The 23,914-nt window shown below is 45.2% G+C and carries 13 protein-coding genes; all 13 read right to left on the bottom strand.

The window, feature by feature from the left end:
* Positions 1–65: 65 nt before the first annotated feature.
* Positions 66–3,158: a SwmB domain-containing protein gene (locus tag AC1VOR_RS12405; protein ID WP_482618216.1), complete on the bottom strand. Its 3,093-nt coding sequence runs from the start codon at positions 3,156–3,158 to the stop codon at positions 66–68.
* A 218-nt stretch (positions 3,159–3,376) separates the two neighbouring features.
* A complete protein-coding gene (gene metK, locus AC1VOR_RS12400; RefSeq protein ID WP_482618214.1) occupies positions 3,377–4,579 on the bottom strand; it encodes a methionine adenosyltransferase in 1,203 nt (400 codons plus the stop codon).
* Positions 4,580–4,765: 186 nt separating this feature from the next.
* A complete protein-coding gene (locus AC1VOR_RS12395; protein WP_482618212.1) occupies positions 4,766–5,038 on the bottom strand; it encodes an alpha/beta-type small acid-soluble spore protein in 273 nt (90 codons plus the stop codon).
* A 116-nt stretch (positions 5,039–5,154) separates the two neighbouring features.
* Positions 5,155–5,682 carry a hypothetical protein gene (locus AC1VOR_RS12390; protein ID WP_482618211.1) on the bottom strand — a complete coding sequence of 176 codons (528 nt, stop codon included), beginning with the start codon at positions 5,680–5,682 and terminating at the stop codon, positions 5,155–5,157.
* Positions 5,683–5,798: 116 nt separating this feature from the next.
* Positions 5,799–8,324, bottom strand: coding sequence for a hypothetical protein (locus AC1VOR_RS12385; protein WP_482618210.1), 2,526 nt, complete (start codon positions 8,322–8,324; stop codon positions 5,799–5,801).
* A gap of 357 nt (positions 8,325–8,681) precedes the next feature.
* Positions 8,682–11,693: an S-layer homology domain-containing protein gene (locus AC1VOR_RS12380; protein ID WP_482618208.1), complete on the bottom strand. Its 3,012-nt coding sequence runs from the start codon at positions 11,691–11,693 to the stop codon at positions 8,682–8,684.
* A gap of 510 nt (positions 11,694–12,203) precedes the next feature.
* Positions 12,204–12,545: a hypothetical protein gene (locus AC1VOR_RS12375; protein ID WP_482618207.1), complete on the bottom strand. Its 342-nt coding sequence runs from the start codon at positions 12,543–12,545 to the stop codon at positions 12,204–12,206.
* A gap of 183 nt (positions 12,546–12,728) precedes the next feature.
* Positions 12,729–16,679, bottom strand: coding sequence for an S-layer homology domain-containing protein (locus AC1VOR_RS12370; protein WP_482618205.1), 3,951 nt, complete (start codon positions 16,677–16,679; stop codon positions 12,729–12,731).
* Positions 16,680–16,925: 246 nt separating this feature from the next.
* The gene (locus tag AC1VOR_RS12365) at positions 16,926–18,050 is read right to left on the bottom strand and encodes a glycosyltransferase family 4 protein (protein ID WP_482618202.1); all 1,125 of its coding nucleotides are present in this window, start codon (positions 18,048–18,050) and stop codon (positions 16,926–16,928) included.
* 110 nt (positions 18,051–18,160) lie between these two features.
* Positions 18,161–18,922: a WecB/TagA/CpsF family glycosyltransferase gene (locus AC1VOR_RS12360; protein WP_482618199.1), complete on the bottom strand. Its 762-nt coding sequence runs from the start codon at positions 18,920–18,922 to the stop codon at positions 18,161–18,163.
* A 15-nt stretch (positions 18,923–18,937) separates the two neighbouring features.
* Positions 18,938–20,059, bottom strand: a complete 1,122-nt coding sequence (gene csaB / locus AC1VOR_RS12355) for a polysaccharide pyruvyl transferase CsaB (RefSeq protein ID WP_482618198.1) — start codon at positions 20,057–20,059, stop codon at positions 18,938–18,940.
* Complete coding sequence (locus AC1VOR_RS12350) at positions 20,032–22,050, bottom strand: DUF5693 family protein (protein ID WP_482618196.1); 2,019 nt, start codon at positions 22,048–22,050, stop codon at positions 20,032–20,034. Before AC1VOR_RS12350 ends, csaB begins: the two co-directional genes overlap by 28 nt.
* A gap of 124 nt (positions 22,051–22,174) precedes the next feature.
* Positions 22,175–23,896 (bottom strand): phospho-sugar mutase, encoded by a 1,722-nt coding sequence (locus AC1VOR_RS12345; RefSeq protein WP_482618195.1) that lies wholly within the window; start codon positions 23,894–23,896, stop codon positions 22,175–22,177.
* Positions 23,897–23,914 lie beyond the last annotated feature (18 nt).

Below are 23,914 nucleotides of genomic sequence, written 5' to 3'. Positions count from 1 at the left end.
CGCTACTCAGTCCCTCGCTTCATCCAACCTTCTCGGTCCTGTAAACCCGACTTTTGAACATAATCTTATAGATAGTTCAGCTTATCCAAAACTCGTTTGAGCATGACTGCTGCCTGCGCCCTTGTTGCATTGCCTTGCGGCTGGAAGGTATTCACCGATACGCCTTGGATAATCCCTTCCTTCACCGCTTTGGCCACCGTGTCCTTGGATTGAATCTTGGAGACGTCCTTGAAACGAGTTAATGTAGCAGCACTCGCTCCATTCATCGACATATCATACCCGGCATAATCCATCGCCCGAACCATCATCAGCGCCATCTGCTCGCGCGTAATATAACTATTCGGTTTGAACGTTCCGTCCGAGTTGCCGTTGATGATCCCTGCCTTGGCAGCAGCGCCAATGTAAGCAGCCATGGATCCCGCAGATACATCCGGGAAGCGACGTACGCCTTCCTCATCCCCAACAAGTCCAAGTCCCTTGACAATAAACTCGGCAAACTCCGCGCGGGTTATGTTTTCATTAGGCTGAAATTTGCTACTATCTAAAGAACGTGCCGAAATAATCAAGCGATTCGACAGCTCTGCAATATCATTTTTGGCCCAATGCTTGGAGACGTCCGAGAAATAGCTGTAGCCCTCGGCCGGGCCTACGATAAAGTTGCCATTCAGCACTCCTGTCAGCACTGCTTCGCTCCCACTGCCCGATTTACTTGAAGGAATGTAGGTAATAGCTCCCGTTACTCTATCATAGGAACTTAAGAAGACCGTCCCATAGCCTGACTGAAGCATTGGCGTTTTGAAATAAAGCTTCCCTGTCATCTCCAAATCCAGCGCGTTGCTGGCCATCAAGCCGTTGTAAGCGGAGACCTGCACCTCCACAGGATCTACGAGTGGAGTAATATTAGTGGTAGGAGCATAAGGAGTAGACAACTCCATTCTGGAGACAGGCTCCAATTGAATTCTCACAAAAGCGCTAATCAGATTAGTATTATCAAAATGACGTGAAATGCTGTTGTATGGAATTTTTTCCAGCGGTAGCTCATACATTACGTCTTTATATTTCAAAGCGATAGTACCTGTTCTTCCCAGACTATAATAATCAATAAGCGCACCAATCGGCACAACTAGCTCAGCGGCCTTCTCTGTAGCAGGCACTTCAAATATCAGCTTTTGGGAGGTTGCCTTGCTGCTATCCAGGAATTGCAAGGCATCCCGTAGCTTAGTGTTATCCAGCACATAGCGTTTGATTGCTTGTCCACGTCTGGACTGGCTCGAAGAAGTTGTAGCAGCTTTCATATTGAGCAAATACCCGCCGCTGCCTAATTCACCTGCAGCCACGGTATTCAAATAATCCAGTTGCGTTGCTCCGGAACCACCACCGGTCAAATTTTGTACAGCCATATTGCTGAAGCTTCTTAGCATATTTCCTTGATTATCATACAATGGATTGGTTCCCGTGTAATAAGTTAATACAACCGTCTGTCCTGCCGTAACCGGAGAGGTCAGCTTAAGCAGCACGGTATCTCCACTGACTTCGCCAGCTTGGACTCCCCGGCTAACCTGATTGACAAGTACCGAGAACTGACCAGTTGGTAAATTGGACACGGTTCGTAAAGATTTATTGTACACAATGGATAAAATATCACCGTTTACCGCAGCCGACTGAACTCCATCCGCTACAGCTCCATACCCAACAGACTTCAAGTTGATATATCCGGCCAGGTTACCGTTTAGATCGGCAATGCCATCCACCCCAGATACATAAGACAAAGTCACATTCTGATCCTTGTTAAAAGATGAAGCCAGAGTAAGTGTAACTTGATCGGACTCCACCTCTACCTTGGTAACATAGACAGGAGAGTTGTTGACCAGCACCGAAAAATAACTCTTCGGCGGTGTAATCGAGGTTCTTAACGCCTCATTATACTTCATCGTGATTTTATTTTCCGAGCCCTCAACTCCCACTAACTCTGGGGGCTTAGTATCGTTATAGTTTCGCACCAGAAAATCACTAAAAGCTGAAATCTCCAGATCCCGGCTATTTTTTAGCGGGTAAGAGTCTGGAGTATACGATACTTTGACGACCTGTCCATTCGTTACGGCACTGGATAAATAAAGGGTAACCGTTGAACCACTTTGGCTCAGACGGTCTATCGATTTCACTGAACCGTCAGCGGTAACCGTAAATTGCTGGTAAGCGTAGGTCGATACCGACTTTAAACTTTCATTAAAATACAACGTCAACGTACTCCCGGAGATATGACCATCTCTCGGCTTCGGCATGACTGAATCTACGCCGTTCGTTACGTCTTTGGCAGAGAAGGCAGCAGCCATATTTCCAGCGTTGTCTCGTATAGCTCTATAGCCACTACCGTTATAGCTGATCTTCACATTTTGTCCAATCGCTACCCCGGCTTCTAATACCACGTAGACACTATCACCAGATGCGTACGCATTGCTAATTCGCCGAGCATCTCCATTTACAGTGACTGTAAAGTAACTAGTCGTCAGACTATAGTCTGAATTCAATGGCTCGTCATATTGCAGACGAATCGTCATGGTATTGTACATTGTGGTCGCCTTCAGCACAGGAGGGGTGGTATCATTATAAGTCCTGGCAGTTTGGAAGTTCCAAGCATTGCTCCCGCTGATTCCGTCAAAGACAAACACCCTAGGATCTAGGAAATCCCCTATGGCTCCCTTGTCAATTTCAACGTAGTAATTTGTGGCGGATTCCAAGGCACTTCTAGGTGTAATAATAACTTGTGTTCCACTGACGCGAACATCAGTAGAAATAGATGTATTATTACTGCTTTTTTTCAAGGTGATTCCACTACTATAATTTACAGCAACTCTACGATCAAAGGTGATCACTAAATCTGTATTCACGTTAATTCCCGTACTGTTGTCCGCAGGACTTAGACTCGTTTGTCGTGGATAAGTTGCTTGCGTCGCAGATACAGCCGCCAACGGCTTCCCAACGACTTGACTATTACTCTCCAAACTATGGAACAACAACTGGTTCGCTTCTTCACCAGTATACTGTCCTGTTACAGTTTCTTGAACTACCATGCTTGAAGCCGTAGCCAACGATGCAGGCTGGACCAACATACAAAAGGTCAACAACATAGCAAGTACGGTGGATACTTTCCTTTTCATTTTCCTTGTTCCCCTCTCTAGCTAAATAATCTATGTAGACAGTCTCTAAACCGGCACACACCTATATTTATTAACGGCAAAATGGGTCTATAAGTTTAGGCAGCATTCAAACGTTCTGGACCGATATCAAACTGGGTAAGGAAGAATTTTGCCAAAAAAACAGACCTTCTTCCGTTTAGGAAAAAGGTCCGTTAGTTCTTTAAACTAGCGTTGATTGATTAGAGACCAGCCTGTTGCTTCAAAGCATCTGCCTTGTCCACTCTTTCCCAAGGCAAGTCGAGGTCTGTACGTCCGAAGTGTCCATAAGCCGCCGTCTGGCGGTAGATGGGACGACGAAGATCCAGCATGCGAATAATACCCGCCGGACGAAGATCGAAGTTGTCACGAACAAGTTCGACTAGCTTCGCCTCTGGCACCTTGCCCGTCCCATAAGTATCCACATTAATGGACACGGGATTAGCAACTCCGATGGCATAAGCAAGCTGAATTTCCACTTTATCTGCCAAGCCCGCAGCTACCAGGTTCTTGGCTACATAACGAGCTGCATATGCCGCAGAACGGTCCACCTTAGTCGGATCCTTCCCGGAGAAGGCTCCCCCGCCATGACGAGCATAACCGCCATAAGTATCTACAATAATTTTCCGGCCAGTAAGTCCGGCATCCCCTTGAGGACCCCCAATTACAAACCGACCTGTAGGGTTAATAAAGTATTTGGTTTCCTCATCGAGCAGTTCAGCAGGAACCACTGGAAGAATGACCTGTTCTTTAATATCCCGTTGGATTTGCTCCAACGTAATATCTTCCGCATGTTGGGTAGATACTACAATCGTATCCACACGTTTTGGCTTACCATCCAAGTATTCAATCGTTACTTGTGTTTTTCCATCGGGGCGCAGGTAACTCAGTAAACCATCCTTGCGAACCTCAGCAAGGCGACGAGCAATACGATGCGACAAAGCAATCGGCAAAGGCATATACTCAGGGGTTTCATTGGTCGCAAAACCAAACATCAGGCCTTGGTCACCGGCACCAATATTCGCTGTTTCCTTATCCATTTGATCCGGGTCACGATTTTCCAGAGCTGCATTAACGCCTTGAGCTATATCTGCAGATTGCTCGTTCAACGAGGTAAGCACTGCACAGGTATCGGAATCAAAGCCGTATTTGGCCCGAGTATATCCAATTTCCTTGACCGTCTTCCGTACAATAGCCGGAATATCTACATATTCCGATTTGGTGCTGATCTCACCAATGACTAGCACAAGACCTGTAGCAACCGATACTTCGCACGCTACTCTGGCATAAGGATCATTTTCCAGAAAGGCATCAAGTACTGCATCTGAAATCTGATCACAAATTTTATCAGGATGTCCTTCGGTAACAGACTCTGAAGTAAATAAGTGTCTTCCTTGTATAGACATAAATGGAACCTCCTCCCCAGCGTATGGAGATAATATTTTATGTAAGGATCGCAGTAATGCGGTTGATAATCAAAAAATGAACCTTTTCCACACTGGAAAAGGTTTGATCGACAATCCTCAAATGAAATATTATCGCATTTGACAGGTCGTGTCAAAATAAATTCATGTTTTTTTGTCGGAATTATGTTATAAAGAAAAATCCCGCTCCGCATGGGCAACCAACCGTTTAGTGATCTCTCCACCTATCGATCCATTTTCACGAGATGTCAAATGTCCCCAACCCCCGCGGTTTATATGCCCGCCACTACTCGTAGCGCCTAATTCACCGGCGAATTCTGTATCTGCTACGCCTGCCGCTCCATAACCCACGGGTAACCCAAATTCGGCGGCAATTTCATATTTCCATTGCTGTAGCACATGACGGCTTTCAGGTACAATTTTACGATTACTTCTTGCCATAATTGCAGACACCTCCTGAGAAAGTAATATCTTCAGAAGTAGTATGTGTTAACGGTTCTAATTTACACGAATCAATGGTTGTTACTTATGCAAGATCATGGAATTTATATGGCCTATTACTGAACCTTATAACCGCCACGCACCATTACAATCAGATTATGGGTATCTCCATCCACCACTTGAATACCCCGTCCTTCCCGAGGGAAAGATAACAAATGATTATTCACTACCGTACCACCATTGGCAATATCCTTACCGTCCGTAAGATCAGCAACACCATTTGAATCTGTGCTATAAATTATGGCTTTGCCGGAACGGACGATGAATTCTGCTCCCGCGGAAGCAATAAGGATCTTCCCAGGCTTCACCTCAACAATGCTAATCGTTTCTTCGCTAGAGCTACCGCCTGAGTTGCCTGAACTACCAGGGCTTGTCACCGGAGTCTCCTTGGATGGTTCAGATGAGCCCCCGCCCCCCAACGCCTGACGAATAGCCTGGTCCACATAACTCTTCGTCACCACAGGGTCGTTAGTGGTTCCTGGTGTGGCCTCTGCTCCCTCTGCTTGCATATTTAACAAAGATCCTGCCCATACACTACCGCCAATCAGAACTACCGCAGCCGTAACTTTCCAAACTGACTTCATTATGTTCCTCCTCTATGAATCTGCTACTGTCTATGATAGAGGTTTTGATAGAGTGAAACAAGCCCAAATCCGGGATGGATTTGGGCTTGTAATTAGACGATCGATGTTCATCCTAATCAGTCAAATAAAGAATTATTACTGTAGTATGCTGCCTGAGTTGCAATCTTAGTTTTTTCTCCTTGATACAAATCATAAATGGAGAATTGGAAACCGCCAGACCGCGAAGTGGCAAAGATAGGATCATTGATTACGTACGAATAAGACAAGTTACCACCAACAATGAAGTCTTTTTCCAACTCAATTTCTTTCTCAAAACGAGCACCACTAGAATCTACGACTTCCAAAATAAATTTATGTTGGAATGTCCCCATTTCAAAAGCGAGATCACGTTTGAGGTCATACTTCATCTTAAGTTCAAGGCCACCAGAAGTTGTGTTGCCAATCACATCTCGAACAGACAAGGTGTAAGGGAACAACTCAACATCCTTCAGTGTATTCTTAATATCTCGGCTATCCATATTAAGCTCCATTGCAGAAGCATTTACATAACCTGTAGGCTTGGCTTCTCCTTCAGTAAACTTATTCTCCGTAATGCTCTCACCAACAACTAGCTGCCAGTTGGATACAACTGTCCCTTTAGGAACCTTGGCAGAGAAGGAAACGATGCTTGCCGCATCTGGCCCCACCGAATGGGTTACCTGATTGGCTTCGGCTTTGTAGTATTGGCCTTTATCCGTTAAGAAGTAGCCCGTAAGCTGACTTGGAGTCACTTGCTTAGTCTCCCGGTTCTTCATAATCAATTCAGAATAGATGATATCGTTACTGCTTCCCTTGTACATATAAGTCTTACGCGCTTGCAGATCAGATTTCTTGCCTGCTGTCTCCAAATTGAAGTATGACCCATCTGCAATTTCCTTCAGATCACTTGTTTTCCCATAATTAGAGAACATCGTCCAATTGCTCGTCTTATCAGCACCTACTTTTTGAAGTAGTTGAACCTGCAATTGGGAGAATGTAAGACTACTTGGAACATTTGCTACCACATAAACACTAGTCTTTTCACCAGGACCCAGAATCTGTGTAGTGTTACTACTTACCAATTGCACATCATTGCTAAGTGTGGTCAAATCCAATTTGTATGCTCCAACCAATTCCGGTAATTTCGCCGCTTTAGTACCTTTGTTAGTAATGGTAACTTTAGTAGCCAGCAAGTTTCCATCATTCCAAGGAAGCTTCTGAACAGCATCCAGTGTAACACCAAATGTTCCATCATTGTTTTTCACAATTCTCTCTTGACCTACCGAGCTTTGCATTTCGGTATAATCAGGTAAACTATAGGCTGCTAATGGATAAGTACTAGCCGTCTCAGGAGCTGCCCCTTCTCCAGAGCCTGAGGTGCTCCCTGGTGTTTTAAGTATCAGTTCCAGTTCGTCTGAGTTAACAATGACGGGAATTGTACCATCAACTGAGATCAACTGTTCTTCCCCAGGCCCTAATGTTATCCCTTCCAGGCCACTAGCTGATAAGGTATACGATTTGGCACCCGCTTGAATTTCAAATGCATAATTAGGCAAAGTTACTGTTTGATCACCTTTATTACTCAAAGCAAACTGTACAGACAAGCTGCTTTCCCCAAAGCTTTGATTCCGTGATACGCTATCTATTCTAGTGGCAATTCGATTATTACTCACATTCAGAATACGTTCTTTATCTACAGCAGTTACAGACTGCTGCCCCTTTTTCGTGCCCAAGTCCATGGTGGCCAAAGGCAGATCGGCCTTGGTGGTTTCATCATTCTGAGCCACTAGAAGTTGTAGATTAGCCGTATTTACCGTTTTAGGCAATTTGGCAATCAAATTAAGTGTTTTGATCTCCTGAGGATGAATTTGATAATTTGTACTAGACGCATCTGCAGTTAGAGCAAATGGGGTGCCGCTAGGGGTTTGTAATATATATTTTAAATTGGGATTTTCAATTGTTCTGGAGCCTGAATTATGTAATTGCAAGGCAACCCCTACATAATTATAGCTTCCTAGCCCAATCACATTTACTGAAGTTACTTTAGCATTGGCTGAATTCTCACCAAAAACAAGCTTTCCTGTTGTGTTTACAGGAGTAGCCACCACGTAAGAGGCTGGCACGCTAATGCTTCCCAGCAATTGTTCATACCCGGCAACACTGAAATTCCATTTTATTACTTGGAAGTTCAAGTCACTATACTTTAAGCCCTTAGCAATCTTGGCCGTATAAGTGACATTAACAGAAGCTCCTGGAACAACTGTCTTTTTGTCTTTGTCCGTACTGATCGCAGACACACTATAGACCGTTCCCGATTTCGTCTTAACTTTTGACCAATAATCAAGCAGGGATAAAGCAGAACTCCCCCCATTGTGATAAGTCAAAGTATACGTCAATATATTTTCGTCATCTTGAGACAAAATATTAACGTTGGTTAACTTAACCGTACTCTTCGCACCAATACTCACGGCCTTCAACTGACTAAGTGTCTTCACTGCAGGTTGCTTCTGAGAAGTCGTTGTTTTCTTTGTAGCGGCAGCAGCAACATTAACAGGCCCCGCAAAAGCTTGGCCAAGTAAAGCAGTTACCGCCATTGAAGCTACAAATATCCTGGTTCTATTCAATTTCAGTCCTCCTACTTTTTAGTCCTATATAGTATATACGCATCAAACTAAAAAAAGTTTAACAGAAGAATCTGAAATATCGCTGAAAATAAGCAATAACATAATATTGAAGTTCCCTTAGAATCATGATCCCTCTTTGAACCGGGGATGTCTGTACTCCCGGGTGTAAGTTTCTCCTGAAAAACTGTGTCTAAAGAAACCAGACTCGCTGAAAACAAAATCTGTTGCGAGGTCACCCCACCCACCACGCAAATGGTTTTTGTTTCCCATGCTTCACGTACTTAACTTGTTAAGCCTTAGAAACAAATAAAAGACGTACCCTTTGAAGGATACGTCTTTCATTTTGATCACAGTAAATTATCTTACATTCTTACTGAAATCTTTCAAATCATTACCTTGAAGGTCAGTAATTGCACCAGCATTTTTCTCTAATGCTACATGTACATAGTCGTTATCTCCAACTGTACGAGCTGTAGTGAATGAAACTGTAATAGTTGTTCCACTTGCCGTTACAGTTATATTAGAAACATCATTTTTAACACCAAACTCGTCAGTTACTTCAACCTTAAACAGCGAGTTCAAGAAAGCTCCATTAACGTTATCTCTAATCTCTTCAGTAGTAGTAAAGGTAGCTACATTAGAAGCAAAAGAGAATACATCAGTTACTTCTGGAGCAATTTTGTCAGAAACTGCTTCATCAACAGCTACAGGATTACCAAACGTATCACGTGTTACCGAATTGGCACCACCTGCTGCTGTTAAAGTCAATCGGGAAGCGTCGAAGGATGCTGGCAACTTTTGACTATCAGCAAACTTCAGCTCAAGTGTCTTACCATCGTTGCTCAAAGTATAATCATTAGGAGCATAAGTTACACCTGTAACACTGTTATCCTCTACTACAAAGTCACGTGGATTAACAACGTTCAGAGCAGCATCAAATTTTACTTTCAATGTTTTTGTACCTGTAGCTTCGACACTATCAACGGTAACAGATGCATTCTTCGCAGTAACTACCTTGGAAAGAGTGTAGTTATTTCCAGTTGCATCACTACCTGTCAGATACTTACCATCAGTGTTAGCGATGTAGTCTGCATACAAAGTATGTCCGTTAGCAATTGTCTTTTCTGTGTAAATACGCACGGAACTGGAAGTTACTGGTTCAACATCGTCAGCTTTAGTAGTCAAACGAGTCTTAGTCGCATTAGCATTAGCCGAAGTAGCAAAGCTATACTTTGCAGGATCCAAGGCGCTACCATTACCACTCAAAGCGATAGGAGCATTGAACTCAACATATACATATTTACCACCATCAGCAGTAATTGCATCATCAATCCATACACGCGAAATTTCACCTTGTTCTGTACCTTCAGGGTTCAACTTAACAGAGTAAGGAATGATTTCGTTACCAATAAAGGCATTATCTCTTACGCCTGAAATTTCCAAAGTGTATTCTTTGTCAAAAACAGGGCCAAAATTAAGAGTTACCTTCTTGGTTGTTGAGTTATAAACAATAGTGCGAACTGGATTACCATCATTATTCACACCAGCAATTTTAGCAACTTTCCCATCAGCATCTACCAGCTTGTAATTCTCAGCATCTGTGGCAGTTTCAAGTTTCAAGGTTTTGCTAAATTGAAGTTCAGCTACATAATTAACGCCATCTTTTTTGAAATCAACATTAGTTACTTCCGGACGTACAGTATCAAGTTCTGGTGTAACTTTCGCTTCACGATCAGCAGAGTTACCACTGTAGTCAGAAACACCCTTCAGAACTACTGTGTTTTCGCCTTGATTCAAACGTTTGGAGTCGCCATCAAAGCTCAACGTTACTTTGTTGTCGTTGATTTCAATCTTTGTAGCAGTTTTAGATGATGTATTTGCATAAGCGCTGCCTACAGATTTAATAGTTTCATTAAATGTAACAACTACTTTTGTCAAATCATCAGCTTTAACGCTTTCGATTTCAGGAGCTTCTGTATCAACTACAGTTGTGAACGTGTTTTCAACTGGTGCAACACTCAGACCAGAGAAATCAGCCACTCCACTTACACGCAGTGTATGCTCTCCTTCTTCGAGTTGAGTGCTAACAATTACAGTATCAGGATAAGCATACTTAATAGCAGCACCGATTACTTTTCCATCAATACGGTAGTTAGCAGAAGTAATAGCATCTGCTTCTTTTACCGGCTCGCTGAATTTAATTTTGAAAGCTTTGGTACCTAATCCAACTACTTCTTTCACTGTTGGAGCAGTAACATCAATCGGAGTGAATTGTACTTTTTGACTGAATGTTTTAGTACCATCTTCATTCTTAACGTTGTTCAAGCTGATTTCAACTTGTTTTTGGTTAGTAAGAACGGATACTTTATCCAACAACAAGGTAACGCTAGTCTTATCTTCAGAAACTTCAGCGCTATCAAAGCTCTTACCATCGATTGTGTAGTTAGCAATTTCTCCAGCTGTTTTAGCATCCACAGTACCGTCAAAAGTAACGACGATTTGCTTCAGGTCTTCAGCTTTAACGGATTGAACTGTTTGAGCCACAGTAGTAACATAAGTTACTTTTTCAGTGTACTCAACACCGTTGTGAGTGAATTTAACTTCAGTTTCTTTGTTTGGTACCAAAGCAGTTTCCAATTCAACTTTTACAACTTCGTCGTTGGAAAGTTTGAATTCAACAACTTTACCACCTTCGGAAACTGTGTAGGAAGCTACAGAAGGTACTTGAGCGTTTTCGTAGATTGCATATGCTGCAACTACAGCTTGGGAACGAGTAGCTGCTGCTTGGTAGTTGATACCTTCAGCAATGAAGCCAGCTTCAACAGCTGCTGCTACATAACCTTTAGCCCATGGAGATGCAGTGTTTTCAGCATCAGCAGGAACTTCAAGCTCCAAAGCAGTTACCAGAACTTTAGCCAGTTCTTGAACTGTTACGTTACCCGATGGATCGAACAAACCTTTTACAGTGTCTTTACCTTGAAGGATACCAGCTGCAGTAGCTGCTTCAATGTAAGGAGCTGCCCAGTGGGAAGCACTGTAGTTTTTGTCCTTGTAAGTAGCCACGCCTGTTACTGGTTCCAAAGCGATTGCGTTAACAACGATTTTAGCCAGTTCAGCACGAGTCAGAGTTCTTTCCAGGTGGGACAAACCATCTGGGTAGCCAGTAACGATACCAGCTTCTTTCAAAGCGTTAAATTGTTGTTCAGGCGACAAATTAGCTTCGGCGCCGAAAGCTACAGAAGCAAACATAGAGAATGCCATTGCTGTAGACAGAGCTACGGATAAAATTTTCTTCATAACCTTTTTTTCTCCTCCTTGATTAACTAACAAATGAGAATTTTCTTTAAATGAATAGCTCGTGTTACTCATTAGCCATTGCACCCCCTTTCCAGAGCCTGAGCAGGTTTCCTATAAATTAGGTCTGCGACAAAATCGCAGAAACTTGTAAACCAATTCAATTAGTAGAATGTAGAAATAGACTAGTTTCCTAATCCTACCTAAACATTATACAATGAGTCCCAAGTGCCGTAAAGCTAATTTTTCTAATAGATAGACAAGTTTCCCTATGAGGAACGTATTGCCATGTCTAAATTGGTCGTCATTGTCAATGCTCTACAACTTAAACGCAGCAGATTTCAAAAAGTTGCGGGGATTCCAAAAAAAAATTGCGAGATTGTAACTTTTCTAGGAATATCCTCAATTTGATCTTTTTTACTTCGCTACCTACTGACGGAAATTAGTATATCATGCCGAAATATGTCAGTCATTAAGAAACTTTTCCCAATTCGCACTATCCTTAATATATGTACAGACATGACAAATAAGACGTCCTTTTTTAGGACGTCCTATGGACAACACTCGTCGCAACCGTTCGGCAAATCATCTAACTCTCATGGCTAATTGGATGATACGAGCTCGCATCTGCGGATCACTATTCAATTTCTCGTACATGCTATCAACTGCTTCTTTATTGTCCTTGTATGTCTTCTCATGCGTCATCGTGATGCGGGACCACTCAATCAATTCATTCTCAGCCGCACGTAGCGCTGTAAATGCTTCATGAAAACCGGTTTCAACTACAAGCCCTTCCATAACCTCCTGGGTTACCTCTTGCAATTTAGCCGTCTCTTCAATTTTCTTCTCCAAAACTTTGGATGTATCCTCAAATTTACGCTTTGCCTTGGAGTAACCTAGTTGAGGTTTAGATAAAATCGGTTTCATCTGTTCAAGTTCACCCTTTTACATAATGTCTATTACTCTGCCTATTGTATCGCAAAGCTCCCCAAATTACAAAAAGATGTAATTGGAAATACAATAAGGGACCCGCAAGAGGGCAGCTTTTTGCAAAGCATCCTTCTTGCGGGTCACAGTTTAAAGACTGTTCCTTTATCGTTTAGCAGATACCTAGCTCAAGTTCTTAGGGAACAGCTTCGTGCTCTTCTTAAACAGCTCTACCGCGATTTTCCCGGCTTCCGCGCGGGTCATATTGCTGGTTGGGTTGAAGTTATAAGAAGGCTTCTTAGCTCCTTCCAGTGTCACTGGGCTACCTGACATGATTTTAGCTTTCGTCACAGCCTGTACAGCAGGAAGTGCATAACGATCAACACTTCCACCATCCAGGAAGGTCTTGGCTACATTTGCCTTTAACTTGTCATCATTGATAGCCAGCTTCAAATCTGCTGCGCGAGCAATCATAACTGCTGCATCTTGTCTTGTAATAGGAACGTTTGGTGAGAAGAAGCCTTCGGTTCTACCAGTGACAATCCCCGCTCTGGCTGCAGTCTCAATGTACTTATAGTCCCAGGTTGTTGTACCGGAGGTTGATCCCACATCAAAGAATGTTGGTGTACCTTCATAATTAAGCGGCAAATTTAAGCCCTTAACCAGTAACGCCGCAAATTCACCACGGGTCGTCTGATCATCCGCTCCAAACGCATCTACCCGCAGACGGTTCATGATTCCCTTCGAATATAAGGCAGTTAGAATATTTCTTGCCCATGGGTGATTAGTGACATCGCTATAACTCTTGTTTAGCTTCATGACTGTGTAATACCCAAACTCGTCAAACGGAGCCGTGATCGTATTACTCTTGGTGTCTACCTGACCGCCGATATTCTCCCATACTCCTTGACCACCCTTGTCAACATAGCGGAACATGGTTACAGTCGTACCCGCATCATCCACTACATTAGAATTAAATTTAATTGTAATTTCTCCCCGTTGAGAAGGAACAAGCTTACGCAAGGTATCAAAACGCGTAAAGTAACCCTCTGTCGAGTAAGGAGCCAGCCCGTTAGTAGATGGCAGGTACCCGCTATCCCCCCTATTTCCGAACTCGCCTACTCCACCATTTACCCACATGATCTGGGACACACGCGTAAAGTTAATGGTACTCCCGTTATAGTTGAAATTGTAGACCAGGTTATCAGGAATAACTACATTATTAAATTCACTACCACGGTTAATATAGGCACCGTAATCATTTCGTCGTTCAACTACGCCATCTTTAGGATCCGCAATCCCAAATAAAATCTTGTTGTCAGGATAAAACTTCGTGATTCGGTTGGCATCAAGTGATGCGGACTGAAGAATCGTTCCCTTAGGGAAAGATAATTCCAATGTTTTATTGAAGGCACTATACTTCGTGCCTACCTTTTCAGCCATATACTGCGAATCAATAGCGATCTCACTGGTGTAGTATACTTCAATGGATTTTTCCGACGTGGCGCCGCCGCGAACAGCCTTAACCGTTATCTTAGTAGATTTATTAGGTTTAAGACCTACATAATCGTATACAAAGCGGTCCGGTCCCAAGTCAGGACGAGGGGTAGCCTCATCCTTGCCAATAATTACAGAGTCTGCACCCTCCGCTTCAACGTCAAAGCGAATAAAATTTTTGTTAACTACAAATTTTTCGCCTACGGTAGGCACAGGGGCCAATAAGCGCAATGAATCCAGCACACGCGTAATTTCCAAGCGTTGGTTGGTCCGTGCTCCCGTATCATTAATTAGCTCCAAATTGTAGACCTGAGTTCCAGGTGCATCAAATTTAAGGCCACGAATCCGTAAAATAAAGTCATTTTCATTCCCTACAAAATCATAGGTATATTTTCCAAAGGTTGCACCAACCTCTGCATTAATCGTGTTATCTATGCCTTCTTTACTGAATATTTTTTCCGTACCCATATAGACATTGACAAATCTTGCTCCGCCTCCACGGACCAGCAAATCATATTCCTTCTCGGAAGTTTCATAAGCAGGGTCCTTATAAGTAAATTCCGGCGACAGCTTGAAGATATTCCCGATAGCCTCACTTAAGGGGTCCCCACCTATGGTGAACTGATCAGCCGTGGGGAAAACTACACGTGATGATTCAGGATCAGGAATCGATGCTGGTTGAAACTTATTGATATTAGATACATTTTCATCAATAATATAGATCCGCAGATCTTTGCGTACTAACTTCTCATTACCCGCTGCATCCAGAGAAATCCCCGTAAATACCAGTCTATTTTCTCCATAGATCAACGGTCCTGTCGTCTTGATATTTAGTTCAAGCGCAAAATTTGGAGTGTTTGAGTCAACGCCTAAAGTGACATCAGCCCCATCAGCAGCCGTCAAATTAGTTCCACTAATCCCGTTTACAGTATATTGAGCGCTGGCGATATTCTCAAAGCCAACATACCGACCCGAAATTTTCAAGCTATTAGTTGATTTTGAGTTAAAGGTATAGGTTTGGCCATCAATCAGATTATCAATATAGATATAATTTTTTGAAGCAAATGAAATATTCACATTATATGGCGCAGAAGGTGAGTATCTAAACTGAACTTGCTGCTGACCATTAGCAAAGTTCGTTACTTGGTAAATTTGTGTATTAGGCAATGCTGTTGTGCCATCTGTTACATTGCTAGTTACTAATGTAAGTTGTAAACCTGCCGCACCCAATGGCAAGTAGTCAGCCGTCAGCGTTCCTGGTGTGCTATTTGCCTTTACCATAATATAAAAGCTTGAATCACTTACCTCGGCCCCATTAAGCGGAAGCACGTTAAGGTCCTTAATATCAGTGACCCCTGTCGTGTAATCCGGAAGATAATACATATCCGTAATTACGACCTGTCCCGGAAGATAGGAGAAGGTAGCGCGTCCATATTTGGAATCAGTGTAAGAAGCAGTATAATTCCCGTATTCCAAGGATACCTGTGCCGTTTGCGTTGCTTTAATATTGCCGTTCGTTTCCTGCTCAAGTGGAATTCCGCTTACTTTGAAAGTCACTAAACGGTATGTTGGCGTTATTCCGTCTGCACCAGGAATAATAATTTCTTGGGCCCCGTTAGTGCTTAAGTCAAGACCTAACAGAGTAATATCTGCCTCTAAATAATCTACACCATTAATGGTGATCGTTGTTTCGCTACCCTTGAACGGCTGATCTGAGGAAGCATAAGGTACCAGCACCTGCATGATCATATCTACCGTTCCCGGTAAAGTAGTTGTAATTGTCGGTTTGGTGCCAAATGCCTTTTGTGGCGTACCACTAGCATCCACGAAATACATATCCGTAAATGGATTATTAATATCAAAATAATAAACATCACGCAAAATCGTCACCGAGTCGGCCGAATTTGAGATGACGACCTTCAACTTATTCAGACCAGGCGACAGGTTTAATGGTGGAGAATACAATTGGTCGTTATATACATCCGTCGAGAGTGGCGTACCATCATTAACAGATACCGCTACTTTCGTGATGTTGTTAACAATCCCCTCCAGAGAAATCGTTGGGTTAGTTACAACCACTTTAGTTCCTTCATTTAAATTGATTGCCGCAGGCCCACCGCCTACGATCCTCAATTCTGAAACGTAAGGAATCGCATCGTAAAGCACATAGAATGACTCAGAACCTTCTGAATTCCCTACAGTCCCGGTAAAGGTAATTTTGTTCATACCTGCGAATAATGTCAAATCCCTAGCCACAAAACGTTTGTCCGGATCCGTTGTATCCTGCATCACCGTGCCTGGCACCGTACGTAGGCCATCAACGACCCATTCTTTTTTCGTCTCATCCCACACCAATTGATCGATTTGCGCCTTCAGGCTCGTACCCGACACCTTGGAATAGGTACCGTTAATCGTCAATGTAGGGGTAGTTACAACGTATACATTATCTCTACTAATTAAATTAGCAGTTCCACTCGTTTTCAGACCCACTGTCTTACGGATGTCCAAAATATCAGGACTGAAGTAGGTAGTTGAAGACAGAGCAGCCTTCGCCACCGGCGTAAACGAGGCCGGCAACAGGGTAATGACCAGAGAAAGCAAAGTCAGCCAGATAAACGGCTTTTTCAAGCGTTGCATGGTATAAATCTCTCCTTTGATATGTAGTGTGTGATGCTCCCGCCAATGGCTCGCGGACAGCGGCCCAAAAAACGTCACTTAACTTTGTTATCGGTCGAAAAGTGGAAGAAATTTAGGAAAAACATGAAGAAGAATCCATTAAAATTGGATTCAACAAAAAAACCCGCTGTTACCAACGGGTTGAGGTTCAACAGTCATGATATTAGATAAATCCGTCTCAATTCAAACATATTAAGCCCTGCTTCGTCACTTCGTCCCCGTACGCTCTGCTCCCGCCTTCATCCGTAGACGAGCCAGAAAATCAAGCACAGGTCGCTTCGTCTTGCCAATCAGCCCAATAACCTCGGCACCGATCTGCAAGAAGAAGACCATGACACAGATAACGACAAAAGTAACCCAGTTCGCGTTGTACATCGCAGCCGAAGACTGGATAATAGCCAACACACCAAAGAACGCAGCAATACCATAAATGATCAATACCGTCTGACGGTGGCTAAAGCCAAGCTCGCGCAGGCAATGATGAAGATGCCCCTTATCAGGCGAGAAGATCGGCTTCTTCTGCATCCAGCGTCGTACAATAGCAAACATCGTATCCGACAGCGGCACACCAATCAGGATAAGCGGCGTCAGGAATGATACAATAGCCACCTGCTTGAAGCCGAGCAACGATAACAGCGATAAGCTAAAGCCCAGGAACAGAGCCCCGGAGTCGCCCATAAATATTTTCGCTGGATGGAAGTTAAAATATAAAAATCCGATGATGCTACCAAGCAACAGCAGACAGATTAACGCAACCACGATATTGCCCATCAAGAAAGCCATTACGGCAATCGTTCCTATAGCAATCGCCGAAACACCCGCCGCAAGACCGTCCAAGCCATCAATTAAGTTAATGGCATTGGTTACGCCAACGATCCACAAAATTGTGAACGGAATAGCTACCCAAGTTTCGACCGCACCATAGGTATGGAACGGAATGTTAGCGAATTCCAAACGAATATCGAAGACGAATACAACTACACAAGCGGTGGCAATTTGGGCTAAAAATTTAAGTTTTGCTGGTAAATCAAAGCGATCATCCAGCGCCCCCAGCAATATCGTTAATGTGCCCCCTACCAGGAAGGCCTTAATAAAGTTCACTTCGCGTACCGTGAAAATATCCGGAAGAAACGGAAGCAACAAGAAGAGCGTAATGACAAAGGATAAGAAGATTCCTAAACCACCGAGTCTCGGCATGATTCGCGTATGCACTTTGCGCGCATTGGGAACATCTACAGCGCCGACCTTAATAGCAAATTTCTTAACGAGCGGCGTTAGGCCCAAAGCCAAGCCAAGAGAAACAATAAACCCGATGATGTAAATCATCAACATGCATTTCTACCTCCAATTGTTCTGCCGGAATGAATTATACTCTGTTTAGAAAGAAACTCCAACCTCGTTTTCGTGCAAAAAACCGCTCTAATCCATAGAAATCGAGCGTTTTAGCCCATTTTCGTTAGGTTTTCTTTCTCGCGCATTACACGCACAGCGAATTTCGGCAGCGCAAGCATTCTGCGGAAGCGGGTAGGCTCCTTCAGCAAACGATACAACCACTCCAGCCGAAGCTTACGGAATATCATCGGCGCCCGCTTGGCTCGTCCCGAGATAACGTCAAAGCTTCCACCTACCCCCATCATCACCGGCACTTGCAGCTCATCCTTGTATTTGGCAATCCACGGCTCCTGAGTATCGGCACCGCGGGCCACAAACAACAAATCTGGTGCTGCCTCGATGATCCCGGCAATCACTTCCCGGTCTTCCTCAGTCGAGAAATACCCATCCCGGTAACCAACAACTTCCGTTCCAGGATACTGCAAGGCCAAACGGCGAGCGGTCTCCTTAATTACATCCGGAGCTGCGCCGACCAGGTACACCTTCCATCCCAACCGTTCCCCTTGCTTCATTAATTCATGAAGCAGTTCATAACCGGGGACTCGTTCCTTCACGGGGTCGCCACCTTTGCGCGCCGCCCAGACCAGACCGTTACCATCTGGAACAATAAGCTCCGCCGTTTGCATCATCGCTTTATATTCGGGATTTTCAATGGCTGCCATCATCATAATAGGGTTAGCCGTAATAATATGATGCGGCTGCCTTGCAGAGACAGCTTCCGTTAAATAAGCTACCGTCTCCTTCATCCCCCATTTGCTTACAGCAACGCCAAACACCGAAACCGTAGGAATGCCTTTTTTCATCTTGGTCATCCTCTTGCTCCCCCATTACTTTCGTAGAAATTCGGCAATCTGCCGTGCCGGCACCCGCGCCTCTCGCTTCAATTCATGAATCTGCGCCGCGCGAGTCTTACGCCAGGCTTGAGCCTCCTGCAGAAGACGTTCGCCCTCCGCTGCCAGAATTCTTGGGTCCAGGTCCTCCGTTGTTCCCACCGGAACACTGCTGATTCGGCCAAGAAAATGATCAATCTTCGGATCATAGGAAATGCCGAGCAATGGAACCTGCTGCGAGGCAGCGTAAATCAAGCTGTGCAGCCTCATCCCCACCAGCAGGCTGCACCGGCTTACTTCCCGCAGCATCTCCTGCGGGCGCTCTGCTTCTGACGCAACGCTTACCGTGCAGCCGCGTTCTTCCACATTTCCAAGCCGGTCCATCACGAAGCGGGAAGCTTCGTCATCACCGGGGAAATGAAAAGGAAGAAAGCGGATATGCACCGGTCTACGGCGGCAGAGCAGCGCAAGCCCTTCGGCGAGCTGCGTCAAATCCGTTCGTTCTCCATTCCAGAAACGAACGGAGACTCCTACAATCGGCAACGCTTCGGGAGTTGAAGCCTCAGGTCCCGTCCCCTCCAGTGTCAGACCCATCACTGGATCGGGGACGACCTGAACGGCATCCTTCCCGCGGAGTCCCATCTCGCGAAGCAATGAAGCCGATTCCGTATCACGCACGGAGATATAGTCACAGCGGCGGAAGACCGATGCGATGAGCGGGCGGAACATTTTCCGATGGACCGGTCCAATCCCTTGAGCATAAACAAAGGTGGGCTTGCCCATCCATTGTGCTAACTTAATAATACCCAAATAATAAGGGATTGACTTCAATCCAGTCGCATCTTGAAGCAAGCTGCCTCCACCGCTGATCAGACCATCGCTGTTCTTTATAGCCTTCCTTACCTCACCGAGTTTCATCCGATGTACAGATTCCACCCCATAAGTGCGGCTTGTCCATTCCGGATCAATGGACAGGACCACCGGCTTGATGTCCACACCGGACGTCAAGCCCTCTTCCTCCAAGGCTAACAGAATGGACTGAAGCACCGCTTCATCCCCGCTGTTACGAAACCCGTAATACCCCGACAGAACTATGGTTTTAGCAGTCGTGGCGACCATTTGCTCCAGCACCTTTCAATGATTTGCCATACCAGTACGGCAATTAAGCCTACTACCAGTCCCAGGCCAAGCCCCAATACGCCGCGGATCAAGGAAAGGATAGCCGGCGTATGGATATGCGCGAACGTATCCACCATCGATAATTGGCCCATCACAGCCAGAATCATAGCGAACAGCGGCCAACGATAACGACAGGCGGCAAAGATGCCCACGATGAATAACGGATGCGCCAGTAAAAATTCCTTATTACGAGGACGTACACCAAAGGCGTTTTCCAGGAAAGATCGGAAAGCAGCTTCCCCAGGCAACAGCGTTCCCGCATTCCCGGTACGGGAGAGGTAATACAAGGCGGCAACTCCCAGAACCGCAGCAATCGCGACCCACAACACTGTAATCGGCATCCGCAACCAGTTGCGCAGCTCCTCGGCCACAGAATTACCGCGGTACAGGAACACATAAATGGCAATAAGCAATATCGGAGCCAGATGCAGCAGACTAACACCACGGAACTGGTTTAACACCAGACTATAAGTAATGTTATTGAGCAGAGCAATCACAAAAGGAACTGCAGCGAGCGACAATACTGAGGTTTTCAGATACAAAACGATGGTATGAGTCAGCCTACGTGCCCCTGTCATGTCGGGATGCTTCTCACGTAGCTCCTCTACCTTGCGAATAGCCAGCACTACAGCAATCGTCGGCGCACTAATTGCAGCAAACAACGCGAGCGACTGCTCGAGCAGAACGGGGCGCAATACATATAGTCCGCCGGAGCCGACCAAACCCAGAACAAAGGAAGCCAAGGTTAACGAAGGTAGGAAACATGATATTAATAACGCAATAAAAGCTACGCTCCCCAGTACAACCAATGCTTTCAGATAAGTTTGCCAGCTTGCATCGTATACCTTAAAGGCTTCCGCAGGAGCAAACTCAAACCCGTTATTTTCAATACGCTGAACCGCATTCCCGGGCGCTTGCAACGAACGGACCAAATTATCTATCGGGTTCGTAATCGCTGCCTTGGCAGCATCCTTGGAAGCGGAAGCGTTAAGATAAATCATCCGAATGTTCCGGTCCTTGGTCGCAAGCGCAAATCGGTCTGCTAGCGTTTCCGGACTTTGGACCGCTTCGCCATCCGTCAGTGAATGAAGACGAACCACGTTGTAGTCAGTGAGATAGGCGAGGGTATTAAAACCTTTTTGCGGTGCCTTCAGACCCTCAATGACCGCAATGCCAAGCTTATGCTCATTCAGTAAATTAGCAAAAGCCTGCAAGCTGTTCTTGGACTCATCCTCATTGAAGCCCTTCACAGATTCACCGTCAAACAAAATACGCGTAACCCCATGCTCGGCAAAAAAGCCTAATTGTTCATCCAGTGCCTCTTGATCGTACGGCACATTGTCCGACAAGCGGGGTAGAATATGGAAGCCCTTAGCCTGTAGCATCGAAAAGGCGATCGGGTCCAGCGGCAATGGCTTCATGAGCGCTTCCTCCATGCCCATACCGATAACCAGTCCAGCTTGATTCTGATAACTCCAGTTAGCCACCGTTACATCCAGTTGACCAAATGCTTCTCTAATGAATGAACTCAATTGTTCTTCATTTGCCTGACTTGTGAAAGCAATATAGGTGTAATTACCATCAGGCGATATGATACTCTGGTTCAGCTTAGCTGCTTCCAATGAACTGAAGACCATAATACGACGCGTCTTCGATAATTCATCCAGCGTGCTCTCGAACATCGCCATCGTGGTCACACCGGCTTCTTTTAACCGATCCAGTTGCTCATCCATATAGGTTGCTGGAGCCGCTTGATAAGATGCGATGTCCACCAAAGCCCGATAATTAAAGACAAACTCCACTTTATTTGCAGATGATTCCGTCTGCACCCGTTGTACGATTATCGGCAAAGATGCCAAAATTCCCACGATTACTAAAACCCACAACCATTTGCGGGAGACGTTATTCCATCGTTGCCAACTCTGAATCACTTCGGTACCTCCTCAAAATGCAATACAAGTAAATAACTGCAGCAGCACAAAAGTACGATGCTCGTCCGCGTAAAGTCCGTACTTTCATCATAAATGCACTGCTGCAGTTGCTCTTCTGTTTCTCCTAACGGTCTACGCGGGCAAGCACTTCCTGCTGCATCGCTTCCAGTCGGGCCTGGGCATCCTCGTTTGAGGTTCCACGTACACCGAAATAGAATTTAATTTTCGGCTCTGTGCCGGAAGGACGCAAACAGAACCACGAACCATCCGTCAGCAAAAATTTCAAAACATCACCCTTGGGCAGCCCATCAAGACCAAGCGTGTAATCAAGCACATCTGCAACACCTACACCAGCAACCTCCTGCGGCGGAGCAGAACGGAACTCTTCCATCAATGCGTTGATCTGGGCCAAACCATCCTTGCCCTTCAGCGTACGGGAAGCCAAAGTTTCCCGGTAGTAGCCAAACTGGGCATACAGTTCCTCCAAAACATCCAACAGCGTTTTTCCTTGGCGCTTGTAATAAGCTGCCGCTTCACAGAACAGCGTGGAGGCCACAATAGCATCTTTGTCCCGGGCATAATTCCCCGCCAGATAACCATAGCTTTCCTCATAACCGAATAAATAAGTATAATCTCCGCTAGCATCAAATTCGTTCATCTTCTCACCAATGTATTTGAAGCCGGTCAGCGTATTAAATACCTCTGCTCCGTAGTGGCGAGCAATCACAGCACCTAGCTCACTAGTTACGATTGTCTTCACTACAGCCCCGTTCTTCGGTAGCGTTCCCGCTTCCTTCATTTGGCTAAGTACATAGTGAACGAGCAAAGAACCGGATTGGTTACCTGTCAAAATTTCATATTCTCCATCAGCCGTTCTTACCACGGCCCCCATCCGGTCCGCATCAGGGTCTGTACCGATGAGCAGATCAGCTCCTACCTTCTTCCCCAGTTCAATAGCCATCGTAAAGGCTTCGCGTTCTTCCGGGTTCGGGGACTTAACGGTAGGAAAATCGCCGTCAGGTAGTTCTTGCTCCTTCACAATATGAACCTGGGTGAAACCGATCTTCGTAAGTACGCGTCGTACCGGCAAATTCCCGGTTCCATGCAGTGGAGTGAAGACCACAACCACGTCCTTGGCAGCGCCTGCGGCCATAAGCTCACGGTTCACGCTAGTATTTGCCACCACTTCCGCAAATGCTTCGTCTTCAGCTTCTCCGAGCCAAACCAGCAACCCTTGGGCTTCGGCTTCCTCGCGGCTCAGACGTTTCACTTGCGCAAATGATGAGATAGCATGAATCCGGTCGATGACCTCCTCCGCTTCATGCGGAACCAACTGTCCCCCCGTAGCATTGTATACTTTGTAGCCATTGTATTCAGGTGGGTTATGGCTTGCTGTAACAACAATACCACCGGTAGCACCAAGATCACGCACACTGAAGGACAATTGCGGCGTGGGACGTAAAGATGGGAACAGCTTGGCTACAATACCGTTACCGGCCAGCACCAAGGCAGCTTCGAGCGCAAACTCCGGCGAAAAGTGGCGACAATCATGAGCAATCACAACCGAAGGTTGTCCCGCCTTGCCTGCATGCGCCTTCAAAATATACTCCGCAAAGCCCTGGGAAGCCCGGGCGACCGTATAGCGATTCATACGGTTGCTACCTGCACCGATCACACCACGCAATCCACCTGTACCAAATTCCAAATCCCGATAGAACCGATCCTCCAATTCTACGGGGTTAGTCTTCTCTAAATCACGTAATTCCTGTTTGGTGCCTTCATCAATGGACGGGTCTTGCAACCATCCTTTTACTTTTTCCAGAACGGCTTGGCTAATTTCAGTCATGGCTGTTTCTCCTCCTTA

It is taken from the genome of Paenibacillus sp. 1SOY10, from assembly GCF_056836745.1.
The sequence above is the reverse complement of the archived record's forward strand: the minus strand, read 5'-3'. Positions and strand labels throughout refer to the sequence as shown.